Raw genomic sequence first — 21,328 nt, 5'->3', positions numbered from 1 at the left:
CGTGCCCGAAGGGCTACGGGGGACGTCGGCGAGTGACGACAACGCGGCGAGGCGCGGTGCCAGGCGCCGCGAGCCCGGCATGATCCAAACGACAGACCCTAGGGCCTTAGATCTCGACCCCGACGGTGACGGGCTCGTTGACGAGGGTGATCCCGAAGGCGTCCCGGACCCCGGCGACGACCTCGCGGGCGAGGGCGAGGAGGTCCTCGGTGGTCGCCTCGCCGCGGTTGGTGAGGGCGAGCGTGTGCTTGGTGGAGATCCGGGCGGGCCCGGTGCCGTACCCCTTGGTGAACCCGGCCCGGTCGATCAGCCAGGCCGCGGAGGTCTTCACTGCGCCGTCCTCGCCCGCGGGGAAGGCCGGCGGGGCGACGTCGGGGCCGAGCCGCTCTGCCACACGGGCCCGGAAGCTGTCGAACTCGTCGTTCGTGAGGATCGGGTTGGTGAAGAAGGAGCCCGCGGACCAGGTGTCGTGGTCCTCCGGGTCCAGGACCATGCCCTTGCCGGCGCGCAGCCGCAGCACGGTCTCGCGGGCCTGGCCGAGCGGCACGCGGTCGCCCGCCTCGACGCCGAGGGCGCGGGCGGTCTCCGGGTACTTGATCGGCGCCGACATCCCGTCCGCGTCTTCCAGCTCGAAGCGGACGCGCAGCACCACGTACCGCTCGGGGTGGTCCTTGAAGAGGCTGTGCCGGTACGAGAAGGCGCACTCGGCGTTGGTGAGGGTGACGGTCTCCTCGGCGCGCCGGTCGTAGGCGACGACCTCGGTGACGGTGGCGGAGACGTCCTGCCCGTACGCGCCGACGTTCTGGATCGGGGTCGCGCCGGCCGAGCCGGGGATGCCGGCGAGGCACTCGATCCCGGCGAGCCCGGCCTCGACGGTCCGGGCGACGGCGTCCGTCCAGACCTCGCCGGCGGCGAGTTCGAGGCGGGTCCCGTCGAGGGAGAAGCCGGTGGTGGCGATCCGCAGCGCGGTGCCGTCGAAGCCCTTGTCCCCGATGACCAGGTTGGATCCGCCGCCGATGACGAGCAGCGGCGTCCCGGAGGTGTCGGCCTCGCGGACCGCGGCGACGACCTCGTCGTCGGTGGTGGCGGTGACCAGCCGAGCGGCGGGACCGCCGAGCCGGAAGGTGGTCAGGGGGGCGAGGGGGGCGTCGTGGAGAAGCTGCACGGGCTCAAGAGTACGGGCCACTGCCACAGGGGAAAGGGAGAAGCCCCGACACCGTGGGGCGACGGGGCTCTCGTGCACGGCTGTCAGGCGAGCCGGACCACGGCCCGGCTCATCCCCAGCACCTTCTGCCCGGCGCTCATCGCGGTGATGTCGACCCGCACCTTCCGGTCGTCCAGCTTCGCGGCGACCTTGGCGCTGACCTCGACGAGGGCGCCCTGGTCGTCGTTGGGGACGACGACCGGCTTGGTGAAGCGGACGCCGTACTCGACGACGGCGGCGGGGTCGCCGGCCCAGTCGGTGACGACGCGGACCGCCTCGGCCATGGTGAACATGCCGTGGGCGATGACGTCGGGGAGGCCGACCTCCACCGCGAACTTCTCGTTCCAGTGGATGGGGTTGAAGTCCCCGGAGGCGCCCGCGTACCGCACGAGCGTGGCGCGCGTCACGGGGAAGCTCTGCGCGGGCAGCTCGGTGCCGACCTCGACGTCGTCGTAGGCGATCTTGGCGGTCATGGTCAGGCCCCCTCGGGTGCGCGGGAGACGAGCTTCGTCCAGGCGGTCACGACGTGCTCGCCGGAGGCGTCGTGGACCTCGCCGCGGATGTCCAGGATGTCGTTGCCCGCGAGGGACTTGATCGCCTCGATGGTGGAGGTGACCGAGAGCCGGTCCCCGGCGCCCACGGGCCGGGTGTAGGCGAACTTCTGGTCGCCGTGGACCACGCGGCTGTAGTCGAGGCCGAGCTGCGGGTCCTCGATGACGGCACCGGCCGCCTTGAACGTGATGGCGAACACGAAGGTGGGCGGGGCGATCACATCGGAGTGCCCGAGCGCCTTGGCCGCCTCGGTGTCGGTGTACGCGGGATTGGCGTCACCGATCGCCTCGGCGAACTCGCGGATCTTCTCGCGGCCGACCTCGTAGGCCGCGGTGGGCGGATAGGTCCGGCCCACGAAGGACTGGTCGAGCGCCATGGGCTCGATACCTCCTGGATTCATTGCCGATGTTGCCGGTGTTGCCGATCGTGCCGACAAACGACACGAGGCCGCCCCCTGGTGGGGACGGCCTCGTGTACGAGCCTGATTAGCGCGTCTCGCGGTGCGCCGTGTGCGACTTGCAGCGGGGGCAGTGCTTCTTCATCTCAAGACGGTCCGGGTTGTTACGCCGGTTCTTCTTGGTGATGTAGTTCCGCTCCTTGCACTCCACGCAGGCCAGCGTGATCTTCGGGCGGACGTCGGTGGCAGCCACGTGAGTGCTCCTTGGACGGATGGGACGGATGAACGCATAAAAGAGTAGCCGATCGAAGGACCGACCCCACAATCGGCTACCGTGTGTAGCGGTGACCGGACTTGAACCGGTGACACAGCGATTATGAGCCGCTTGCTCTACCATCTGAGCTACACCGCTTTGATGATCTGGATCCCGCCCGAGGGCGGGGTCCTTCTCACCAGAGCCCCAATACGGAATCGAACCGTAGACCTTCTCCTTACCATGGAGACGCTCTACCGACTGAGCTATTGGGGCGAGCGAGGAAGACATTACACGGTCTTCCGCCCATCACCCAAATCCGTTTCCGCGCGCCTTCCCGACGGCTCTCCCCCGGCACCCGCGAGGGCTCTCACCAGGCGTCACGTACGCCACTCGTGGACTCATCGGTACGACTATTGCGCTCCTCCTCGAAGGTCGGTCCGAGCCCCCCTAGGCTCTGCCCCACCTTGCGCGATCTTGATCTTGAGGAGCCTTGAGGAGCCCGATGTCAGCCGACAGCAAGCAGCCCCAGCCGCCCGAGGACGGGGCCGCCACCACCGCCGACTCGGCCTCGCTCCTGCTCTCCCACGCACGCCTCACCGACGGCCGGACCGTGGACGTACGGCTCGTCGGCGGGCGGATCGAGGCCGTGGGCACGGCCGGCAGCCTCAGCGCCGTCGGCGGTTCCCGCGTCGACCTCGCCGGCTATCTGCTGCTGCCCGCCGCCGCCGAACCCCACGCCCACGCCGACACCGCGCTCTCCGCCGACACCCCGGGCCCCGTCTCGTACGCCCCGGAGGAGGTCCAGCGGCGGGCCACCGAGGCCTCCCTGCTCCAGCTGGGCCACGGCGCGACCGCGCTCCGCGCGCACGTGCGCATCGGAGACGTCCAGGGGCTCGGCCCGCTCGAAGCCGTGCTCCAGGCCCGGCGCTCGCTGCGCGGCCTCGCCGACCTGACGGCCGTCGCCGTCCCCCGGCTCCTCACCGGCGTCGCGGGCGCGGACGGGCTCGCCATGCTGCGGGACGCGGTGAAGATGGGCGCCGGCGTGGCCGGCGGCTGCCCGGACCTCGACCCGGACCCGGCCGGATACGTGGAGGCCGTCCTGGAGGTCGCGGCCGAGCACGGCTGCCCGGTCGACCTGCACACCGACGGGGACGACCCGGCCCGGCTCGCCCGGCTCGCGGCGATGGCCGGCGGGCTGCGGCCCGGGGTGACGATCGGGCCGTGCGCCGGGCTCGGCCGGCTCCCCGCCGACGCGGCCCGGCGGGCGGCGGACCAGCTGGCGGCGGCCGGGGTGACGGTGGTGTGCCTGCCGCAGGGCGGCTGCGGGAGCACGGAGCTGCGCGGCGCGGCACCGGTCCGGCTGCTGCGGGCGGCCGGGGTGCGGGTCGCGGCGGGCAGCGGGGCGCTGCGGGACATGTCCAACCCGGTGGGGCGCGGGGACCCGCTGGAGGCGGCGTACCTGCTCGCCTCGCTCGGCGGGCTGCCGCCCCAGGAGGCGTACGCGGCGGTGAGCGCTGGGGCGCGGGCCGCGATGGGGCTGCCGGAGGTGCGGGTCGAGGCGGGCTTCCCGGCGGAGCTGCTCGCGGTGCGCGGCGAGCGGCTCGCGGGCGTGCTGTCCCTCGCGTACAGCCGGATCGTGGTGCACCGGGGGCGGGTGGTGGCCCGGACGAGCGCGGTGCGGGAGTACTGCGACTCGGCGGCCGCCCTGGACCTGCCGCGGCAGGTGCGGCCGGAGCGGCCGCAGCCGCCCGAGCCGGGGAGCCCTCCGGCCGGTCCCGTCGTACGGTCGTGAGTATGCGCATCGTCATCGCTGGAGGACACGGACAGATCGCCCTGCGCCTGGAGAGGCTGCTGTCGGCGGGCGGACACGAGGTCGCGGGGATCATCCGCCGGCCCGAGCAGGGCGACGACCTACGGGCGGCGGGCGCCGAGCCGGTGATCCTGGACCTGGAGACGGCGTCGGTGGAGATGGTCGCGGCGGTGCTCCAGGGCGCCGACGCGGCGGTCTTCGCGGCGGGCGCGGGGCCGGGGAGTTCGGTGGACCGCAAGGACTCGGTGGACCGCGCGGCGGCCGTGCTCTTCGCGGACGCGGCGGAGCGGGCGGGCGTACGGCGCTACGTCGTCGTCTCCTCGATGGGCGCGGACGCGTCCCACCCGGGCACCGACGTCTTCGACGCCTACCTCCGCGCGAAGGGCGCCGCCGACGACACGGTCCGCGCCCGCACGGCCCTGGACTGGACGATCCTGCGCCCGGGCTCCCTGACGAACGACGCGGGCACGGGCCTGGTCCGCCTGGAGGCCCGGACGGGCCGGGGCATGGTCCCGCGCGACGACGTGGCGGCGGTCCTCGCCGAACTCCTCGACACGCCGGCGACGGCGGGCCTGACCCTGGAACTGACCAGCGGCTCGACGCCGCTCTCGGTCGCCGTGAAGGACGTGGCCGGAAACTGACCCGGGCAACCCGGAGCCGCGAGGCCCGGAAACGAGTGAAGGTCCCCGGTGCGAACACCGGGGACCTTCTTCACGTGGCGACGCCAGGATTCGAACCTGGGTAGGCTAAGCCGACGGATTTACAGTCCGCTCCCATTGGCCACTCGGGCACATCGCCATGAGATCGCTGCCGTGGAGCCGCTTTCGCGGTGTTCCGTGGCAACGACGTAAACAATACCTGATCCCCGGGGGTGGTCCGCCACCGGATTGATCAGCGGTTCGAGTCGCGGTGAACCCCCTAGGCTTTGGGCTGTACCCGACAGCAACCGAGCAAGGAGCCATGAGTCATGGCCGACTCCAGTTTCGACATCGTGTCCAAGGTCGAGCGGCAGGAGGTCGACAACGCCCTCAACCAGGCCGTGAAGGAGATCTCCCAGCGTTACGACTTCAAGGGGACCAACGCCTCCATCTCCTGGTCGGGCGAGAAGATCCTGATGCAGGCGAACGGCGAGGAGCGCGTGATGGCGATCCTCGACATCTTCCAGACCAAGCTGATCAAGCGGGGCATCTCGCTGAAGTCGCTGGACGTCGAGGGTGAGCCGCAGCTGTCCGGCAAGGAGTACAAGCTCTTCGCGTCGATCACCGAGGGCATCTCGCAGGAGAACGCCAAGAAGGTCGCGAAGGCCATCCGGGACGAGGGCCCCAAGGGCGTCAAGGCACAGGTCCAGGGCGACGAGCTGCGCGTCAGCTCCAAGAGCCGCGACGACCTGCAGGCCGTGCAGGCGCTGCTCAAGGGCAAGGACTTCGACTTCGCCCTCCAGTACGTGAACTACCGCTGACCCGTCGAGGCTCGTGTCCGAATTCCGCCAGCCTGAGCGTCGGCGGGCCCCGCACACTGGATCGTGGAAGACCCGTGCGGGGAGAGGAACCAGTCATGACCGTGTACGCGTACGTCGACGGCCCCCTGGGCGAGATGCTGCTGGTCGGGCAGCTCGCCGAAGGGGGCCGTGCCGTGCTGCGCTCGCTGTCCCTGCCGGGGCAGAAGGGCGGTGTCGAGGTCGAGGACGGGTGGACGTGCGCGCCCGGGGCGTTCGAGGACGTCACCCGGCAGCTGGACGAGTACTTCGCCGGGCGGCGGGAACGGTTCGACATCCCGTACGACCTGGGCGGCGGTACGGAGTTCCAGCGGCGCGTCTGGCGGGCCCTGGAGGAGATCCCGTACGGGACGACCGTCTCCTACGGGGACGTCGCCCGGCTCGTCGGCTCGGCCGGGGCCGGGGTGCGGGCCGTGGGCACCGCGATCGGGCGCAATCCGCTGCTCGTGGTGCGGCCCTGCCACCGGGTGATCGGGGCCGACGGGAGCCTGCGCGGGTACGCCGCCGGGCTCGAGCGGAAGCAGCGGCTGCTGGGACTTGAGGGTGCCCCTGCGGGGTCCGCGTGAGCGAGGGGCTCTTTCCTCGCGAGCGGGCCGTCGTCGCGCCCGGGGCCGTGCACGTACCCGGGTGGCTGTCGCTCGCGCGGCAGCGGGAGTTGGTGGACGCCTGCCGGGAGTGGGGGCGCGGCCCGGTGTCGTACCGGCGGACCGTGCTGCCGGGCGGGGGCGTCATGTCCGTGCGGTCGCTGTGCCTGGGCCGGCAGTGGGAGCCGTACCGCTATCTCGACTCGGTCGGCGTCGAACTGCCCGGCTGGCTGGCCGCCTTGGGGCGGGAGGCGGTCGTCGAGGCGTACGGGGAGGACGGGGAGCACGCGGGTTTCGCTCCCGATACCGCGCTCGTGAACTTCTACGGGGCCGGCGCGAGGATGGGCATGCACCAGGACAAGGAAGAGCGGTCCGGGGCCCCGGTGGTGTCGTTGAGTCTCGGCGACCGGTGCGTCTTCCGGTTCGGGAACGCGGAGAACCGCGGCCGGCCCTACCGGGACGTCGACTTGGCCTCCGGTGACCTCTTCGTCTTCGGCGGGGCCTCGCGGTGGGTCCATCACGGGGTGCCCACGGTCCACCCGGGGACGGCCGATCCCGCGCTCGGCCTGGTGGGGCGGCTCAACATCACGCTGCGTGAGACCGGTTGGTGACCGCCTAGTCTGACGTCCATGACAGAGGAACTGCGCCGGTCGCTCGGTGTCTTCGACGCGGTCGTGATCGGGCTCGGCTCGATGGTCGGGGCGGGGATCTTCGTGGCGCTCGGGCCGGCGGCCGGTGCGGCCGGGTCCGGGGCCGGGCTCCTCTGGGCGCTCGGGGTGGCCGCCGTCGTCGCGTACGCCAACGCCATGGCCTCGGCCCGGCTCGCGGCCCTCTACCCGGCCTCCGGCGGCACCTATGTGTACGGTCGCGAACGTCTGGGTTCGTTCTGGGGATACCTGGCCGGCTGGGCTTTCGTGGTCGGCAAGACGGCCTCGTGCGCGGCGATGGCGCTGACCGTCGGGGCGTACCTGTGGCCCGCCCACGCGCACGCGGTGGCGGTCGCCGCCGTGGTGGCCCTGACCGCCGTCAACTACCGGGGAGTTCAGAAGTCGGCGCTGCTCACGCGGGTCGTCGTGGCGGTGGTTCTCGCCGTCCTCGCCTGTGTGGTCGTGGTGTCCTTCGGGGCCGGTGAGGCGGCGCGTCCGACGCTCGGCGGAGAGGTCGTCGCGGGCTCGGTCTTCCAGGCCGCCGGTTTGCTCTTCTTCGCGTTCGCGGGGTTCGCGCGCATCGCCACGCTCGGCGAGGAGGTCCGCGATCCGGCCCGCACGATCCCCCGGGCGGTACCGGTGGCCCTCGGGATCGCGCTCGCCGTCTACGCGGCGGTCGCGGTGAGCGTGCTCACCGTCCTGGGGCCCGCCGCCCTGGCCGACTCCCCCGCGCCGCTCGCCGACGCGGCCCGCGCGGCGGACGCGGGGTGGCTGGTGCCGCTCGTCACGGTGGGCGCGGCGGTCGCCGCGCTCGGCTCGCTGCTCTCGCTGATCCTCGGGGTGTCCCGGACGACCCTGGCGATGGCGCGGGACGGGTACCTGCCGGGCGGGCTCGCCGTCGTGCACCCCCGCTTCCGGGTGCCGCACCGGGCCGAGCTCGCCGTGGGCGCGGTGGTGGCCGTGGTGGCGGCGACGGCGGACGTGCGGGCCGCGATCGGCTTCTCGTCCTTCGGCGTGCTCGTCTACTACGGCATCGCGAACGCCTCCGCCTGGACGCTGGGGGGCCGGAACCGGCCGCTCGCCGCGCTCGGGCTCGCCGGCTGCGCGGTGCTCGCCTTCGCGCTGCCGCTCGGGTCCGTCCTCGTGGGGTCCGGGGTCCTCGCGGCGGGGGTCGTGGCGTGGGCGGTCAGTCGAGGACGAGCCGTACACCCGCGACCGTGAGGTCGTCGACGAGCTCCTGGAAGGTCGCGGGGCGGTGTCCGCCGTAGGGCAGGACGCCCAGGCAGGCGCGGGCCACGTCGGCGTGGTGCCAGACGACGGTGGCGCCGGCCAGCTCCGCGCCGACCGCCCCCGCGCCGACCGCCCCGGGGGCTCCCGCCGCTAAGCAGCGGCCGGGGCCGAGCACGGCCTCCCCCAGCGCGCACCGGAACGAGTCCTCGTCGACGATGTCGGTGCCGTCGAGGTGGTAGGTGGCGCCGGGGACGAGCTCCGGGGCGCCGTACGAGCCGTGGGCCGCGGCCCGGTCCAGCCACTCGCCGCGCGCCGCGCCGGTGAACCGCCGCCAGGTGCCGGGCTCGGTGGGCCTCGCGTGCCAGAACAGGTCCCATATCTCGCCGGTCGCGGACGGCACCAGGCGCGTACGGGGGAAGGACAGGGTGAGGTCGAGGAGTCCGCGGTGGCGGGCGGAGGTGTCCCAGCCGGTGATGCGGCCCGCCTCGCCCTCGTGGTGGTGGTTCCCGATCCGGGTGAGGCCCTGGTAGCGCACCTCGCGGAACTCCTCCGCGCCCGCGGCGAGGGCGTCGCGGAGTTCGCCGCGCGGGGAGCAGCCGACGAAGGTGACGTCGGTGTGGGTCTCCTCCTCGGGTGCGGCGCGCGTGACCGGGATCAGGTTGCCGCACGGGACCGGGTCGGCGGCGTGGTGGGCGCGGCGCGGCTCGCCGGTCGCCTCCACCGTGACGACGTCGCCGCGCATGCCGAGGACCCGGGTGTCCGCGAGGGCCCACGGGGTGCCGTGGAGGTCCACGACGAGCGTGCCGAACGGCGCGGTGCCCTCGACGACCGCCTGGGTGACGGCCCGGGACAGCTCGCCGCGCGGTTCGCAGCCGCGGAGCTCGTAGCGGACGCGGGCGGGTCGGGCGGGTTCGGCGAAGAGGCCCGCCACGTCCGTGCAGAGGGCCAGGGCGTGGAGGGCGGGGTCGCCGGGGGCGGGAACCAGCGCGTAGCGGGGGAACTGCATCAGCGGGCCGCGAACGCCTGGTCCGTGGGGACGATCTCCTTGCCGAAGGGGAGCAGGGAGACGGGGATCAGCTTGAAGTTGGCGATGCCGAGCGGGATGCCGATGATCGTGATGCAGAGGGCGAGGCCGGTGACGATGTGGCCGAGGGCGAGCCACCAGCCGGCGAGGATCAGCCACAGCACGTTTCCGACGCAGGAGGGGGCTCCCGCGTCGCGGCGGTCGACGACCGTGTACCCGAAGGGCCACAGGGCGTAGATGCCGATGCGGAACGCGGCGAGGCCGAAGGGGATGCCGATGATCGTGATGCAGAGCAGGATGCCCGCGAGCATGTAGCCCAGGAACATCCAGAACCCGCAGAGGATGAGCCAAATGACATTGAGGACGGTCTTCACGGGCGGGGACCTGCCATCTGTTCGAGTCGGGCGATGCGCTCGGCCATCGGCGGATGGGTGGAGAACATCCTGGACATGCCCTTACCGGGGCGGAACGGGTTGGCGATCATCATGTGGCTCGCGGTCTCGATCCGGGGCTCGGGCGGCAGCGGCAGCTGCTTGGTGCCCGCTTCCAGCTTCCGCAGGGCGCTGGCCAGGGCGAGCGGGTCGCCGGTGAGCTGGGCGCCGGAGGTGTCCGCCTCGTACTCGCGGGAGCGGGAGATGGCGAGCTGGATGACCGAGGCGGCGATCGGGCCGAGGATCATGACCAGCAGCATGCCGAGGAGTCCCGGGCCGTCGTCGTCGTTGGAGCGGCCGACGGGGATCAGCCAGGCGAAGTTGACCAGGAACATGATCACGGAGGCGAGCGCGCCGGCGACCGAGGAGATGAGGATGTCCCGGTTGTAGACGTGGCTCAGCTCGTGGCCGATGACCCCGCGCAGTTCGCGCTCGTCGAGGATCGCGAGGATGCCCTCGGTGCAGCAGACGGCGGCGTTGCGCGGGTTGCGACCGGTCGCGAAGGCGTTGGGTGCCTGGGTCGGCGAGATGTAGAGCCGCGGCATCGGCTGGCGGGCCTGCGTGGAGAGCTCGCGCACCATCTTGTACAGCGCGGGGGCCTCGAACTCGCTGACCGGGCGGGCCCGCATGGCCCGCAGCGCCAGCTTGTCGCTGTTCCAGTACGCGTACGCGTTGGTGCCGAGCGCCACGAAGAGCGCGACGATCAGCCCCGTCCGTCCGAAGAAGCTGCCGATGACGATGATGAGGGCGGAGAGCCCTCCGAGGAGGACGGCGGTCCTCAGCCCGTTGTGCCGGCGGTGCACGGTACGCCCTCCAAGTGGTGCGGCAGGGGAACCCTTTGCTTCGTGGTGGTCCACTCGTCCAGTGGACCCTCCCGTACTGGTCAACGCCAGGCGGGAGGTTCGGGTTCCCCCGGCCGCACCGGGGCGTACTGCGGGCCGTTCGGGTGATCAGCGGGCGGCCGGGACCCCGAGCTTCTCCAGGGTGGTGGCGATGGGCTCGACCTCGCTGGTGCAGTGGGCGCAGCGGGAGGCGACGGCCGCGATCTCGGTGAAGCAGCGGGGGCAGTCGCGCTTCTCGGACTTGGGGTCGGCGGCCTCCTCCTTCGCGAACCGCTCCTGGACCTTCGCCAGCGGCGCGACGATCAGGAAGTAGAGGACCGCGGCGGTGATGACGAAGGCGATGGCGGCGGAGATCGCCAGGCCGTAGGGGAAGACGGTCTTGCCGACGTGGAACTGCGCGTCGTTGAAGTTGCCGACGGAGCCGGTCGCGAGACCGATGAGCGGGGTGATGAAGGCCTTGCTGAAGCCGGTGACGACGGCCGTGAACGCCGTTCCGACTGCCAGGCCGATGGCCATCGAGATGACGTTCCCGCGAAGGATGAAGTCCTTGAATCCGTTCAGCACGGGGTGTTGCTCCTCGGTGTTTCTTTGTGGGGGGGGGCTCTATGGGGGTCAGAACAGCGCCGTCGCCGCGAAGCGGAGCGCGAACTGCGGGTAGCCCGACAGCACGACTCCGGCGGCGGCGGTCAGCGCGATCGCCAGGGTGACCGGCGCGGAGGCCTTGTGGGGGACGGGGGCCCCCGCCGGCGCGCGGAAGAGCAGTGCCGTCCAGCGCAGGTAGTAGTACAGCGCGATCACGACATTGAGACCCATCACCACGGCAAGCCAGCCGAGACCCGCGTCGACGGCCGACGAGAAGACGGTCACCTTGGCGAAGAGCCCGATGATACCCGGGGGCAAACCGGCCAGATTCAGGAGGAAGAACCCGAGCGTGAGGGCGGCGGCGGGGCTGGCCGCGTACAGGCCCCGGTAGTCCGCGATCCGGTTCCCGGGATGCGTACGGGCGACGAGGGCGACGACCGCGAAGGCGCCGAGGTTCACGACGGCGTACATCAGGGCGTACGCGACGGTGGCGCCGATCTGGTCGTCGCTGGAGTACGCGGCGGCGGCGATCGGCACGAGGAGGTAGCCGGCCTGAGCGACGGAGGACCAGGCGAGCAGCCGGACCGCGCTCCACGCGCGCGTCGGGACCTGGCGGAGGGCGGCGACGTTGCCGGCGGTCATGGTGAGCGCGGCGAGGACGGCGAGGGCGGGGCCCCAGACGTCCGCGTACGAGGGGAAGGCGACGACCGTCACCAGGATGAGCCCGGTGAAGCCGACGGCCTTGCCGACCACGGAGAGGTAGGCGGCGACGGGCAGCGGGGCGCCGACGTAGGTGTCGGGGACCCAGAAGTGGAAGGGGACGGCGGCCGTCTTGAAGGCGAAGCCGACGAGGGTGAGGGCCACGCCCGCCTCGGCGAGCGTCTGGAGCTGACCGGGCACGTCGTCGAGGCGCTGGGCGATCTCCGTGAGGTGGAGGGTGCCGGTCGCCGCGTACACGAAGCTGACGCCGAGGAGGGTGACGGCGGTCGCGGTGACGGAGGAGAGGAAGAACTTGAGCGCGGCCTCGCCGGACATGCGGTCGCCGCGCTTGAGGCCGACGAGCGCGAAGGCGGGCAGCGAGGCCACTTCGAGGGCGACGACGAGGGTCGCGAGGTCGCGGGAGGCGGGCAGCAGGGCCGCGCCGGCGGCCGAGGAGAGCAGCAGGAACCAGAACTCGCCGGCCGGGAGCTTCTCGCGGGTCGCGTCCAGGGAGAGGAGCGCGGTGAGGAGCGCGCCGCCGAGGACGAGCAGCTGGATGACGAGGGTGAAGTGGTCGGCGGTGTAGCTGCACGCGGCCGCGTGCCCCTGGGCCTGGGCCTCTGCGGTGAGGCAGAACGTGGAGCGGTCGCCGGCCCGCAGGGGGACGAGGAGGGCGAGGGCGGCTGTGAGGCCGCCGATCGCGGTCCAGCCGAGGAGCCGCTTGTGCTCCGGGGGGACGAAGAGGTCGGCGACGAGGACGACGAGGGCGACCACGGCCGCGAGGGTGGGGGGCGCGATCGTGAGCCAGTCGACGGACTGGACGAGCGACTCGCTGGCGAACGTCGCCACTGGGGTCATCGGGTGCCTCCGGCGAGGAGCTTCTGGACGGCCGGGTCGGTGAGGCCGAGGAGGACGGCGGGCCAGAGTCCGGCGAGGACGGTGAGGGCGACGAGCGGGGTCCAGGCGGCGAACTCATACCCCTGGACGTCGGCGATCGCCGTCTCCCCGGCGGGCCGGGGCCCGCCCATGCAGACGCGGCGGACGACGAGGAGGAGATAGGCGGCGGTGAGGAGGGTGCCGAAGGCGCCGATCGCCATGAAGGTGAGGAAGGCGGGGCGGCTGAGGCCCGGGGCCGGGTCGAAGGCGCCGAAGAGGGCCAGCATCTCGCCCCAGAAGCCGGCGAGGCCGGGGAGTCCGAGCGAGGCGACGGCGGCGAAGGCGAGGAGGGCGCCGAGGCGCGGGGCGCGGCCGTAGAGGGCGGCTCCGGTCGCGCCGGCGAGGGTGTCGAGGTCGGCGGTGCCGTACCGGTCCTTGAGGGCACCGACCAGGAAGAAGAGGAGGCCGGTGACGAGGCCGTGGGCGATGTTGGCGAAGAGGGCGCCGTTGACCCCGGTGGGGGTCATGGTGGCGATGCCGAGGAGGACGAAGCCCATGTGGCCGACGGAGGAGTACGCGATGAGTCGCTTGAGGTCGCCCTTGGCGCCGGGGCGCACGAGGGCGAGGCAGGCGAGCGATCCGTAGATGATCCCGGCGACGGCGAAGGCGGCGAGGTAGGGCGCGAAGGTCCGCATGCCGTCGGGGGCGATCGGCAGGAGGATCCGGACGAAGCCGTACGTGCCCATCTTGAGCAGGACGCCGGCGAGGAGGACGGAGCCGACGGTCGGGGCGGCGGTGTGGGCGTCCGGGAGCCAGCTGTGCAGCGGCCACATCGGGGTCTTCACGGCAAGCCCGAGACCGATCGCGAGAACGGCGGTGACCTGCACGGACGTGGTCAGTCCACGGCCGTTGTCAGTGGCGAGTGCCACCATGTCGAACGTGCCCGCCTGCACGCCGATGAGGAGCAGGCCGAGCAGCATGACGACGGAGCCGAGCAGCGTGTAGAGGATGAACTTCCAGGCGGCGGCCTGCCTTCCCTCGCCGCCCCAGCGGGCGATGAGGAAGTACATCGGGATGAGGACCATCTCGAAGGCCAGGAAGAACAGGACGAGGTCGAGGACGGCGAAGGTGGCGAGGGTGCCGGACTCCAGGACCAGGAGGAGTGCGACGAAGGCCTTGGGGGAAGGTCCGCCGGGCATCTTGAAGTAGCTGTACAGCGCGCAGAGGAAGGTCAGCAGCGCGGTCAGGACCAGGAGGGGGAGGGAAATGCCGTCGATGCCGAGGTGGATGCGCACGTCGAGTGCGGGGATCCACGTGATGTCGGTCGTGGCCTGCATCCTCGACGGCTGGTCGTGGTCGAAGCCGAGCGCGAGGACGATCGCGGCCAGCAGGATGACGCCGGTGACGGTGACGCCGTGGCGGAGCACGGCCTGGTCCGGGGACTTCCCCTTCAGCCCGGGCGGGGCCGGGAGGAGGGCGGCGGCGGCGCCGATGAGCGGGCCGACGACGGTCGACGCGAGAAGGAACTGCATCACGGATTCGCTGATATCGATCACGGCTCACGCTCCGGCGACGGCGTTGGCGAGGGCGACTGCGGCGATCACCAGGACGACGGAGCCGGCGAGCAGGGCGCTCAGGTAGGTCTGGACGTTGCCGGTCTGGGCGCGGCGGACGAGCCAGCCGAGACCCTTGGCGGAGTTGCCCACGGCGCTGACGTACGTGTCGACGACCTCGCGGTCCAGGAAGCGGACCAGGGAGGCGGCGGCGAGGACGGGGCGGACGAAGGCGGCCCGGTAGACGGCGTCCAGGTGGAAGCCGTCGGCGGCGGGGGCGTGCAGCGGGCCGAGGAGGGCGCGGCCGGGGTCGGCCGGGTCCGCGGCGGGGTGCGGCAGGTGCAGCGCCTCGGCCTCGACCAGGCCGGCGTCGGCGTCGGGGTGGGCCACGTGCGGGGCGGGGGGCTGTACGGCGGCGGTGCCGGCCGCCGTCCGCGCGGCCGTCGTCGCGGTGAGGGTCCGCCAGACCGCGTACGTGATCACGGCTCCGGCGGCGGCGAGGCCCGTGCCCAGGACGGCCGTGGTGACCGTCGGGGTGAGGGCGTCACCGTCGAACCAGTCGTCGACGTAGGTGACGGTCAGCCCGAAGCCCAGGGAGGGGATCGCGAGGACCCACAGGACGGTCGTCATGGTGAGCGGCTGGCGGCCGTGGTCGGGGGCCTCGGCGCCCCGGCCGCGGAAGGTCCGCAGCCACAGGCGGAGCGCGTAGGCCGCGGTGAGGAGGGCGGTGAGCAGCCCGGCGACGAGGACGGTCCAGCCGGCCCCGGCGGGGGCGCCGGTCCGGTCCCCGAGCGCGGTGTGCTCGGCGGCCACGAGGACGGCTTCCTTGGAGAAGAAGCCGGCGAAGGGCGGGATCGCGGCGAGCGCGAGGAGGGCGACGGTCATCGTCCAGTACGCGTCGGGGATGCGCTTCGCGAGGCCGCTCATGCGGGACATGGCGGTGAGCGAGTTCGTCCCGGCGGCGTGGATGACCGCGCCGGCGGCGAGGAAGAGCAGCGCCTTGAAGGCGGCGTGCGAGAGGAGGTGGAAGACGGCGGCCCCGCGGTCGCCGACGGCGAGGGCGCCGGCCATGTAGCCGAGCTGGCCGATCGTCGAGTAGGCGAGGACCCGCTTGATGTCGTCCTGGGCGAGTGCGGCCAGTGCCGAGCCGACCATCGTGATCGCGGCCATCACGGCGAGCACGGTCATGGCCGCCGCGGATTGGGCGAAGACGGGGAGCAGCCGGGCCGTGAAGTAGATGCCGGCGGCGACCATCGTCGCCGCGTGGATGAGCGCGGAGACGGGGGTGGGGCCGGCCATCGCGTCCGGGAGCCAGGTGTGCAGCGGGAACTGCGCGGACTTGCCGGCCACGCCCGCGAGCAGCAGCAGCGCGATCAGGGTCGGGTGGTCGATGCCGCCGTTCTCGACGGCGCGGAGGACGTCGGCGATCCGGAAGCTGTCGGCGTCGGCGGCGAGTGCGAAGAGACCGATGAGGAAGGGGACGTCACCGAGCTTGGTGACGAGGAAGGCCTTGAGGGAGGCGGCCCGCGCCTCGGGGGTCTCCCAGTAGTGGCCGACGAGGAAGTACGAGCAGATGCCCATGATCTCCCAGCCGACCAGCAGCACCATCAGGTCGCCGGAGTAGACGACGAGGAGCATCGCGGAGGTGAAGAGGGAGACGAGCGCGGCGTACGAGGGGTAGCGGGCGTCGTCGCGGAGGTAGCCCGTCGAGTAGATCTGCACGCAGGTCGCGACCACGCCGACGAGGACGGCGACGAGGGCGGCGAAGCCGTCGATGGAGAGGCTCAGGTAGATGGGGACGGAGCCGGTCGGCGTGAGCTCCGTGGCCGCGCTGATCACCTCGCCGCCGCCCTGGCGGGCGGCCACGAGGACGGCGAGGACGGCCGCGGCGAGCGTCGGGAGCACGGCGAGCGGGCGGACGAAGCCGGGCGCGGTGCGGCCGAGCAGGAGTCCGGCGACGGAGCCGAGGAAGGGCAGGAGGGGGACGAGGACGGCGAGGGTCGTGGTGGTCACGCGGTGGCCTCGGCCTTCTCGCCGTGGGGCGTGTCGTCTGCGGACGCGTCGGCGCCGGGTGCGCTGTCCGGGGAGTCCGGGCCCTCCGCCGTGTCGCGGAGGCGGTCGACGTCCGCGGTGCCGCGGTTGCGGTGGACCATCAGGACGATCGCGAGACCGATCCCGATCTCCGCGGCGGCGACGGCGATGGTGAAGAGGGTGAGCGCCTGCCCGGCGTGCAGGGTGTCGCGGAACCAGACGTCGAAGGCGACCAGGTTGAGGTTGACGGCGTTGAGCATGAGCTCGACGGACATCAGGACCAGGATCGCGTTGCGGCGTGCGAGGACTCCGTACACGCCGACACAGAAGAGGAGGGCGGCGAGGACCGCGGGATAGGCGAGGTGCATCAGCGCTCCTGCTCCTTCTTGCGGGAGAGGACGATCGCGCCGACCAGCGCGGCCAGGAGGAGCACCGAGAGGGCCTCGAAGGGCAGCACCCAGTGCTTGAAGAGGGTGGCCCCGGTGACCTCGGTGGAGCCCTGGACGGCCCCGTCGAGGTCGATCCAGGTCGTACGGAACGCGTCGACGACGACCCAGACGAGCGCCACGGCGGCGACGAGCGCGACGCCGAGGGCGACCGGGCGATTGCCGGAGTCGGAGTCCGGAGAGCGGCCGATGGGGGCCTTGGTGAGCATGAGGCCGAAGAGGAGGAGGACGACGACGGAGCCGACGTAGATCAGGACCTGGACCCAGGCGATGAACTCGGCGGTCAGGAGCAGGTACTCGACGGCGAGCCCGCCGAGCGCCACGACCAGCCAGAGGGCGGCGTGGACGAGCTGCCGCGTGGTGACGGTGACGACGGCGGCGCCGAGGGTGACGAGGCCGACGAGGAGGAAGGCGATCTCGACGCCGGAGGGCGAGAGGAAGCCGTGGGCCTCCTCGGCCGCTTGTGCTGCCAGGATCACTGCTGCCCCTCCTGGGCCTGGGCCTCGGCGGCTGCCGCTGCCGCCTTTTCGGCCGCTGCCTTCTCCGCCGCCTTCTCGGCCGCCTTGCGGGCCGCGGCGATCTCCTTCGGTTCCTCCGCCTTCGGGTCGAGCGCGGGCGGCTCGGGGACCGTCCACATCCACTCGCGGAGCTTGTCGCGCTCGTGGGTGAGTTCGTGGATGTCGGTCTCCGCGTACTCGAACTCGGGCGACCAGAAGAGCGCGTCGAAAGGACACACCTCGATGCAGATGCCGCAGTACATGCAGAGCGAGAAGTCGATGGCGAAGCGGTCGAGGACGTTCCGGCTGCGCTCGCGGCCGCCGGGGGCGGCGGCCGGCACCGTCTCCTTGTGGGAGTCGATGTAGATGCACCAGTCGGGGCACTCGCGGGCGCAGAGCATGCAGACCGTGCAGTTCTCCTCGAACAGCCCGATGACCCCGCGGGTGCGGGGCGGCAGCTCGGGCTGGACGTCCGGGTACTGCGCGGTGACGGTCTTCCTCGTCATCGTGCGGAGCGTGACGGCGAGGCCCTTGGCGAGGCCGGAGCCGGGGATGGGCATTACTGGATCGCCACCTTCACGATGCCGGTGAGCGCGATCTGCGCGAGGGCGAGCGGGACGAGCGTCGTCCAGGCCAGCTTCTGGAGCTGGTCCTCGCGCAGGCGCGGGTAGGTCACCCGGAGCCAGATCACGACGAAGGCGAGGACGGCGGTCTTGAGGAGGGTCCAGACCCAGCCGAGGCCGTCGGCGCCGAAGGGCCCGTGCCAGCCGCCGAGGAAGAGGACGGTGGTGAGACCGCAGAGGACGACGATGCCCGCGTACTCGGCGAGCAGGAAGAGCGCGAAGCGGAGGCCGGTGTACTCGGTGTACGCGCCGAAGATGATCTCCGAGTCGGCGACGGGCATGTCGAACGGGGGCCGCTGGAGCTCGGCGAGACCGGCCACGAAGAAGACGATCGCGCCGACGATCTGCCAGGGCAGCCACCACCACTCGAAGGCGTTCAGGATGCCGGGGAGGGAGACGGTGCCGGCGGCCATCGCGACGGACGCGGCGGCGAGCAGCATCGGGAGCTCGTAGGCGAGCAGCTGGGCGGCGGTACGGAGGCCGCCGAGCAGGGAGAACTTGTTGGCGGACGCCCAGCCGGCCATGAGGCTGCCGAGCACGCCGACGCCCATCACGGCCAGGACGAAGAAGATGCCCGCGTCGACGACCTGGCCGACGGCCCCCTCGCTCGGCCCGATCGGGATCGCGACGAGGACGAGGAGGTACGGGAGGAGGGCGACGGCCGGCGCGAGCTGGAAGATCCGGCGGTCGGCGTCCTTGGGGACCACGTCCTCCTTCTGCGCGAACTTCACGCCGTCGGCGACGAGCTGGGCCCAGCCGTGGAAGCCACCGGCGTACATGGGGCCGAGGCGGCCCTGCATGTGGGCCATGACCTTGTGCTCGGTCTGCCCGACGACGAGGGGCAGGACGAGGAACACGGCGAAGACGATCAGGAGCCGGACGGCGACGTCGAGTGCGTCGTTCACGCGGGGTCGCCTCCGGCGGGGTCGGTGGGTTCGGTGGGTGCGGACTCGTCCCGCCCTGCGGGCGGCCCGCTCTCGGAGACCTCGGCCGGCTCCGCCGCCGGGGTGGCCGGGGTGGCGGGGGTGGCCGAGGTGGCCGGGGTGGCCGGGGTGGCGGGCTTCCGCCCTGCGGGCGGCCCGTCTTCGGGGGCCTCGGCCGGGGTGTCCGGAGTCGGGGTCGCTTCCTCGGCCTGGGTGGCCGGAGCCTCGGGCTCGGCCGGTACGCCTGCCTCGGTCGGCTCCGCCGCCGGGGTGGCCGGGGCGGGCTGGGTCTCGGGCTCCGCCGGCTTCCTGTCGAAGGCCGGGCGAGCGTGGTGCCAGGGAGCGTCCGAACTGCGCGTGCGAGGGGTCGCCGAGGCCGGGCCGTCCGCCGTCGCGTCCTGCTCCGGGGCCGCCTGGCTCGCCGAACCGTCGGCCGCCGTACGCGCGCGGCGCGCCGGGCGCGTCGCAGGCGTTGCCGAGGCCGGGCCGTCCGATGCCGTGTCCGCCGCCGTAGGCGCCGCCGGGGGCTGGGCCTCCGGCGAAGTGGCTGCTTCCGGGGTCGGCTGGCTCGCCGAGCCCTCCGTCACCGAGCGGGAGCGGCGAGCGGGGCGCGTCGCAGGCGCGGCCGAGGCCGGGCGGTCCGCCGCCGCGTCCGCCGCCGTAGGCGCCGCCGGGGGCTGGGCCTCCGGCGAAGTGGCTGCTTCCGGGGTCGACTGGCTCGCCGAGCCCTCCGTCACCGAGCGGGAGCGGCGGGCGGGGCGTGCCGCCGGGGCGGCTTCCTGGGTCTCCGGCGAAGCGGCTGCTTCCGGTGCCGACTGGCTCGCCGAGCCCTCCGTCACCGAGCGGGAGCGACGCGGGGGGCGTGCCGCCGGGGCCGGTTCCTGGGCCTCTGGCGCGGATGTCGGCTCCGGGGGCGGCTGGGTGGCCGAGCCCTCCGTGACCGAGCGGGCGCGGCGGGCCGGGCGGTCGCCCGCCGTGGCTCGGGCCGGGCGGGCCGGGGCCGGCGGGAGCTGGCCCTTGAGGGGGCCCCACTCGTTGGGGTCCGGCACGCCCGGCGGGAGCATCTGGCGGCGCTTCGGGCCTCCGCCGTCGTGGGACTCGCCCGGCTCCTTCGCGCCCGGCCACGCCTTCGCGACCCGGGCCGCGAGGACGAAGTCCTTGCGGAGGGGGTGGCCCTCGAAGTTCTCGGGGAGGAGCAGCGGGACGAGGTGGGGGTGGCCGGTGAAGTCCACGCCGAACATCTCGTGGGTCTCGCGCTCGTGCCAGCCCGCGCCCGCGTACACCCCGATCGCCGTCGGGAGGGCCGGGGCCGCGTGCGGGACCGTCGTACGGACGAGGAGACGACGAGGCGGGTGGCCGGCCCTGAGGGCGGCCACGTGCGCGCAGACCCGGAAGCCCGTGCCCGGCTCGTCGACCGCGCTCAGCCAGTCGAAGTAGGTGCAGCCCAGCTCGTCGCGGGCCGTGGTGAGCGCCGCGATCCAGGCGCCCGGCGGGACGTCGACCGTCAGCAGGTCGTACGCCTGCTCCGCCGTCGCCTCCTCGCCGAAGATCTCCGTGACCGCGTCGGGGAGGGAGTCGTACGCGCTCATGCCGTGCCTCCCGGTGGGGGCGTCAGCGGGCTCGTCAGTTCCGGGACCGAGGCGGTCGTCGCGTACCGCTCCGCCAGGCTCTCGCGCGCGATCTTCTCCTGGAGCTTGAGGATGCCCTGGAGGAGCGCTTCGGGGCGGGGCGGGCAGCCCGGCACGTACACGTCGACCGGGATGATCTGGTCGACGCCCTTGGTGACCGAGTACGAGTCCCAGTAGGGGCCGCCGCAGTTGGAGCAGGCGCCGAAGGAGATCACGTACTTCGGCTCGGGCATCTGCTCGTACAGGCGCTTCACGGCCGGGGCCATCTTGTCCGTCACCGTGCCGGAGACGATCATCAGGTCCGCCTGGCGCGGTCCCGGCGCGAACGGGATCACGCCGAGCCGGATGAAGTCGTGACGGGCCATCGACGCGGCGATGAACTCGATCGCGCAGCAGGCGAGGCCGAAGTTGAAGACCCACAGGCTGTAGCGGCGGCCCCAGTTCAGGACCACCTTCATCGGCTCGGGCGCCAGGCGGGCGAGCGGCCCCAGCTTCGGAGCGGGCAGCGGTGTTACGTCCATGACAGGACGCCCTTCTTGTACGCGTAGAGCAGCCCCACGGCCAGGAAGCCGAGGAAGACGAACATCTCGACCAGGGTCGTGGCGCCGTAGCCGGGCGCCGCGAAGACCGTCGCCCAGGGGAAGAGGAAGATCGAGTCGACGGCGAAGATGACGTAGAGGAAGGCGTACACGTAGTAGCGGACCTGGGTGTGCGCCCAGCCCTCCCCTACGGGGTCGACACCGCACTCGTAGGTGAGGAGTTTCTCGGGTGTCGGCACGACGGGCCTGAGCAGTCGCCCGGCGCCGAACGCCACGGCGACGAACAGCACGCCGACGACGGCGAGCAGCCCGACGACGGAGTACGTCTGGAAGTAGTCCGCCGCGTCGGCCGCGACAACGGTCGGTTCCCGCACGTCCGCCCCTCGGTCTCGGTGTCTCATGGGTCACTTCTGTACGGACGCGAGTCTAGGCCCTGCTAAAGGGACCGTAAGCAGTCCC

General features: G+C 72.6%; 24 protein-coding genes and 3 tRNA genes. 6 read left to right on the top strand and 21 right to left on the bottom strand.

Annotated elements, in window-relative coordinates:
- Window positions 1–106: 106 nt before the first annotated feature.
- From ACFWWU_RS10380 to ACFWWU_RS10355, 6 genes are all read right to left on the bottom strand, one after another.
- A complete protein-coding gene (locus ACFWWU_RS10380) occupies window positions 107–1,192 on the bottom strand; it encodes a UDP-N-acetylmuramate dehydrogenase (protein ID WP_384141856.1) in 1,086 nt (361 codons plus the stop codon).
- Window positions 1,193–1,248: 56 nt separating this feature from the next.
- Window positions 1,249–1,677 (bottom strand): MaoC family dehydratase, encoded by a 429-nt coding sequence (locus tag ACFWWU_RS10375; protein WP_384141853.1) that lies wholly within the window; start codon window positions 1,675–1,677, stop codon window positions 1,249–1,251.
- A gap of 2 nt (window positions 1,678–1,679) precedes the next feature.
- Complete coding sequence (locus tag ACFWWU_RS10370) at window positions 1,680–2,132, bottom strand: MaoC family dehydratase N-terminal domain-containing protein (RefSeq protein ID WP_384141850.1); 453 nt, start codon at window positions 2,130–2,132, stop codon at window positions 1,680–1,682.
- A gap of 109 nt (window positions 2,133–2,241) precedes the next feature.
- Complete coding sequence (gene rpmG, locus ACFWWU_RS10365; protein WP_158989327.1) at window positions 2,242–2,406, bottom strand: 50S ribosomal protein L33; 165 nt, start codon at window positions 2,404–2,406, stop codon at window positions 2,242–2,244.
- An 86-nt stretch (window positions 2,407–2,492) separates the two neighbouring features.
- Window positions 2,493–2,565, bottom strand: a tRNA-Met gene (locus ACFWWU_RS10360).
- Between the two features lie 44 nt (window positions 2,566–2,609).
- Window positions 2,610–2,682: transfer RNA gene (locus tag ACFWWU_RS10355), tRNA-Thr, on the bottom strand.
- 229 nt (window positions 2,683–2,911) lie between these two features.
- On the opposite strand from ACFWWU_RS10355, the gene ACFWWU_RS10350 reads away from it, so the two are divergent.
- The gene (locus ACFWWU_RS10350) at window positions 2,912–4,201 is read left to right on the top strand and encodes an amidohydrolase family protein (RefSeq protein ID WP_384141846.1); all 1,290 of its coding nucleotides are present in this window, start codon (window positions 2,912–2,914) and stop codon (window positions 4,199–4,201) included.
- A gap of 2 nt (window positions 4,202–4,203) precedes the next feature.
- The gene (locus ACFWWU_RS10345) at window positions 4,204–4,860 is read left to right on the top strand and encodes an NAD(P)H-binding protein (protein WP_384141844.1); all 657 of its coding nucleotides are present in this window, start codon (window positions 4,204–4,206) and stop codon (window positions 4,858–4,860) included.
- A 75-nt stretch (window positions 4,861–4,935) separates the two neighbouring features.
- On the opposite strand, the gene ACFWWU_RS10340 is transcribed toward ACFWWU_RS10345, so the two are convergent.
- A tRNA-Tyr gene (locus ACFWWU_RS10340) sits at window positions 4,936–5,017 on the bottom strand.
- A 169-nt stretch (window positions 5,018–5,186) separates the two neighbouring features.
- On the opposite strand from ACFWWU_RS10340, the gene ACFWWU_RS10335 reads away from it, so the two are divergent.
- From ACFWWU_RS10335 to ACFWWU_RS10320, 4 genes are all read left to right on the top strand, one after another.
- Window positions 5,187–5,678 carry a YajQ family cyclic di-GMP-binding protein gene (locus tag ACFWWU_RS10335; protein WP_141295791.1) on the top strand — a complete coding sequence of 164 codons (492 nt, stop codon included), beginning with the start codon at window positions 5,187–5,189 and terminating at the stop codon, window positions 5,676–5,678.
- A 95-nt stretch (window positions 5,679–5,773) separates the two neighbouring features.
- A complete protein-coding gene (locus ACFWWU_RS10330) occupies window positions 5,774–6,280 on the top strand; it encodes a methylated-DNA--[protein]-cysteine S-methyltransferase (RefSeq protein ID WP_384141841.1) in 507 nt (168 codons plus the stop codon).
- Complete coding sequence (locus ACFWWU_RS10325) at window positions 6,277–6,909, top strand: alpha-ketoglutarate-dependent dioxygenase AlkB family protein (protein WP_384141838.1); 633 nt, start codon at window positions 6,277–6,279, stop codon at window positions 6,907–6,909. The genes ACFWWU_RS10330 and ACFWWU_RS10325 overlap by 4 nt, the downstream gene beginning before the upstream one ends.
- Window positions 6,910–6,927: 18 nt before the next feature.
- Window positions 6,928–8,166, top strand: a complete 1,239-nt coding sequence (locus ACFWWU_RS10320; RefSeq protein WP_384141836.1) for an APC family permease — start codon at window positions 6,928–6,930, stop codon at window positions 8,164–8,166.
- Here ACFWWU_RS10320 and ACFWWU_RS10315 read toward each other — a convergent pair.
- The 14 genes from ACFWWU_RS10315 to ACFWWU_RS10250 all read right to left on the bottom strand — a co-directional run bounded on the left by ACFWWU_RS10315 (window position 8,132) and on the right by ACFWWU_RS10250 (window position 21,270).
- A complete protein-coding gene (locus ACFWWU_RS10315; RefSeq protein WP_384141833.1) occupies window positions 8,132–9,181 on the bottom strand; it encodes a hypothetical protein in 1,050 nt (349 codons plus the stop codon). The genes ACFWWU_RS10320 and ACFWWU_RS10315 overlap by 35 nt on opposite strands.
- Window positions 9,181–9,573, bottom strand: coding sequence for a YccF domain-containing protein (locus ACFWWU_RS10310; RefSeq protein WP_384141830.1), 393 nt, complete (start codon window positions 9,571–9,573; stop codon window positions 9,181–9,183). Before ACFWWU_RS10310 ends, ACFWWU_RS10315 begins: the two co-directional genes overlap by 1 nt.
- On the bottom strand, window positions 9,570–10,433 hold the full coding sequence (gene htpX / locus ACFWWU_RS10305; protein ID WP_384141827.1) for a zinc metalloprotease HtpX: 864 nt from the start codon (window positions 10,431–10,433) through the stop codon (window positions 9,570–9,572). Before htpX ends, ACFWWU_RS10310 begins: the two co-directional genes overlap by 4 nt.
- A 147-nt stretch (window positions 10,434–10,580) precedes the next feature.
- Window positions 10,581–11,036, bottom strand: a complete 456-nt coding sequence (gene mscL, locus ACFWWU_RS10300; protein ID WP_384141824.1) for a large conductance mechanosensitive channel protein MscL — start codon at window positions 11,034–11,036, stop codon at window positions 10,581–10,583.
- Window positions 11,037–11,084: 48 nt separating this feature from the next.
- A complete protein-coding gene (locus ACFWWU_RS10295; protein ID WP_384141821.1) occupies window positions 11,085–12,611 on the bottom strand; it encodes an NADH-quinone oxidoreductase subunit N in 1,527 nt (508 codons plus the stop codon).
- The gene (locus ACFWWU_RS10290) at window positions 12,608–14,161 is read right to left on the bottom strand and encodes a NuoM family protein (protein WP_384141907.1); all 1,554 of its coding nucleotides are present in this window, start codon (window positions 14,159–14,161) and stop codon (window positions 12,608–12,610) included. The genes ACFWWU_RS10295 and ACFWWU_RS10290 overlap by 4 nt, the downstream gene beginning before the upstream one ends.
- Before the next feature lie 27 nt (window positions 14,162–14,188).
- Window positions 14,189–16,195 (bottom strand): NADH-quinone oxidoreductase subunit L, encoded by a 2,007-nt coding sequence (locus tag ACFWWU_RS10285; RefSeq protein WP_384141818.1) that lies wholly within the window; start codon window positions 16,193–16,195, stop codon window positions 14,189–14,191.
- Window positions 16,192–16,581 (bottom strand): NADH-quinone oxidoreductase subunit NuoK, encoded by a 390-nt coding sequence (gene nuoK, locus ACFWWU_RS10280; RefSeq protein ID WP_384141816.1) that lies wholly within the window; start codon window positions 16,579–16,581, stop codon window positions 16,192–16,194. The genes ACFWWU_RS10285 and nuoK overlap by 4 nt, the downstream gene beginning before the upstream one ends.
- Window positions 16,581–17,138 carry an NADH-quinone oxidoreductase subunit J gene (locus ACFWWU_RS10275; RefSeq protein WP_384141813.1) on the bottom strand — a complete coding sequence of 186 codons (558 nt, stop codon included), beginning with the start codon at window positions 17,136–17,138 and terminating at the stop codon, window positions 16,581–16,583. Before ACFWWU_RS10275 ends, nuoK begins: the two co-directional genes overlap by 1 nt.
- Window positions 17,135–17,716: a NuoI/complex I 23 kDa subunit family protein gene (locus tag ACFWWU_RS10270; protein WP_384141810.1), complete on the bottom strand. Its 582-nt coding sequence runs from the start codon at window positions 17,714–17,716 to the stop codon at window positions 17,135–17,137. Before ACFWWU_RS10270 ends, ACFWWU_RS10275 begins: the two co-directional genes overlap by 4 nt.
- Entirely contained in the window at window positions 17,716–18,684 is a 969-nt protein-coding gene (locus ACFWWU_RS10265) for an NADH-quinone oxidoreductase subunit H (RefSeq protein WP_384141807.1), read from the bottom strand. Before ACFWWU_RS10265 ends, ACFWWU_RS10270 begins: the two co-directional genes overlap by 1 nt.
- Window positions 18,681–20,291 (bottom strand): NADH-quinone oxidoreductase subunit C, encoded by a 1,611-nt coding sequence (locus ACFWWU_RS10260; RefSeq protein WP_384141804.1) that lies wholly within the window; start codon window positions 20,289–20,291, stop codon window positions 18,681–18,683. The genes ACFWWU_RS10265 and ACFWWU_RS10260 overlap by 4 nt, the downstream gene beginning before the upstream one ends.
- Window positions 20,288–20,851, bottom strand: coding sequence for an NADH-quinone oxidoreductase subunit B (locus ACFWWU_RS10255; protein ID WP_384141801.1), 564 nt, complete (start codon window positions 20,849–20,851; stop codon window positions 20,288–20,290). Before ACFWWU_RS10255 ends, ACFWWU_RS10260 begins: the two co-directional genes overlap by 4 nt.
- Window positions 20,842–21,270 (bottom strand): NADH-quinone oxidoreductase subunit A, encoded by a 429-nt coding sequence (locus tag ACFWWU_RS10250; protein ID WP_189800433.1) that lies wholly within the window; start codon window positions 21,268–21,270, stop codon window positions 20,842–20,844. The genes ACFWWU_RS10255 and ACFWWU_RS10250 overlap by 10 nt, the downstream gene beginning before the upstream one ends.
- Between the last annotated feature and the right edge of the window lie 58 nt (window positions 21,271–21,328).

This window comes from Streptomyces sp. NPDC058650 (assembly GCF_042717315.1).
Classification (GTDB): Bacteria; Actinomycetota; Actinomycetes; order Streptomycetales; family Streptomycetaceae; genus Streptomyces.
The sequence above is the reverse complement of the archived record's forward strand: the minus strand, read 5'-3'. Positions and strand labels throughout refer to the sequence as shown.

Bases quoted from the DNA above. Each gene is read 5' to 3' on its own strand.
- ACFWWU_RS10290 (WP_384141907.1), bottom strand. From the start codon at position 14,161: ATGCAGTTCCTTCTCGCGTCGACCGTCGTCGGCCCGCTCATCGGCGCC.
- ACFWWU_RS10270 (WP_384141810.1), bottom strand. From the start codon at position 17,716: ATGCCCATCCCCGGCTCCGGCCTCGCCAAGGGCCTCGCCGTCACGCTC.
- ACFWWU_RS10345 (WP_384141844.1), top strand. From the start codon at position 4,204: ATGCGCATCGTCATCGCTGGAGGACACGGACAGATCGCCCTGCGCCTG.
- nuoK (WP_384141816.1), bottom strand. From the start codon at position 16,581: ATGCACCTCGCCTATCCCGCGGTCCTCGCCGCCCTCCTCTTCTGTGTC.
- ACFWWU_RS10255 (WP_384141801.1), bottom strand. From the start codon at position 20,851: ATGGACGTAACACCGCTGCCCGCTCCGAAGCTGGGGCCGCTCGCCCGC.
- ACFWWU_RS10320 (WP_384141836.1), top strand. From the start codon at position 6,928: ATGACAGAGGAACTGCGCCGGTCGCTCGGTGTCTTCGACGCGGTCGTG.
- ACFWWU_RS10315 (WP_384141833.1), bottom strand. From the start codon at position 9,181: ATGCAGTTCCCCCGCTACGCGCTGGTTCCCGCCCCCGGCGACCCCGCC.
- ACFWWU_RS10260 (WP_384141804.1), bottom strand. From the start codon at position 20,291: ATGAGCGCGTACGACTCCCTCCCCGACGCGGTCACGGAGATCTTCGGC.
- ACFWWU_RS10375 (WP_384141853.1), bottom strand. From the start codon at position 1,677: ATGACCGCCAAGATCGCCTACGACGACGTCGAGGTCGGCACCGAGCTG.
- ACFWWU_RS10250 (WP_189800433.1), bottom strand. From the start codon at position 21,270: ATGAGACACCGAGACCGAGGGGCGGACGTGCGGGAACCGACCGTTGTC.
- ACFWWU_RS10370 (WP_384141850.1), bottom strand. From the start codon at position 2,132: ATGGCGCTCGACCAGTCCTTCGTGGGCCGGACCTATCCGCCCACCGCG.
- ACFWWU_RS10350 (WP_384141846.1), top strand. From the start codon at position 2,912: ATGTCAGCCGACAGCAAGCAGCCCCAGCCGCCCGAGGACGGGGCCGCC.
- ACFWWU_RS10330 (WP_384141841.1), top strand. From the start codon at position 5,774: ATGACCGTGTACGCGTACGTCGACGGCCCCCTGGGCGAGATGCTGCTG.
- ACFWWU_RS10335 (WP_141295791.1), top strand. From the start codon at position 5,187: ATGGCCGACTCCAGTTTCGACATCGTGTCCAAGGTCGAGCGGCAGGAG.
- ACFWWU_RS10295 (WP_384141821.1), bottom strand. From the start codon at position 12,611: ATGACCCCAGTGGCGACGTTCGCCAGCGAGTCGCTCGTCCAGTCCGTC.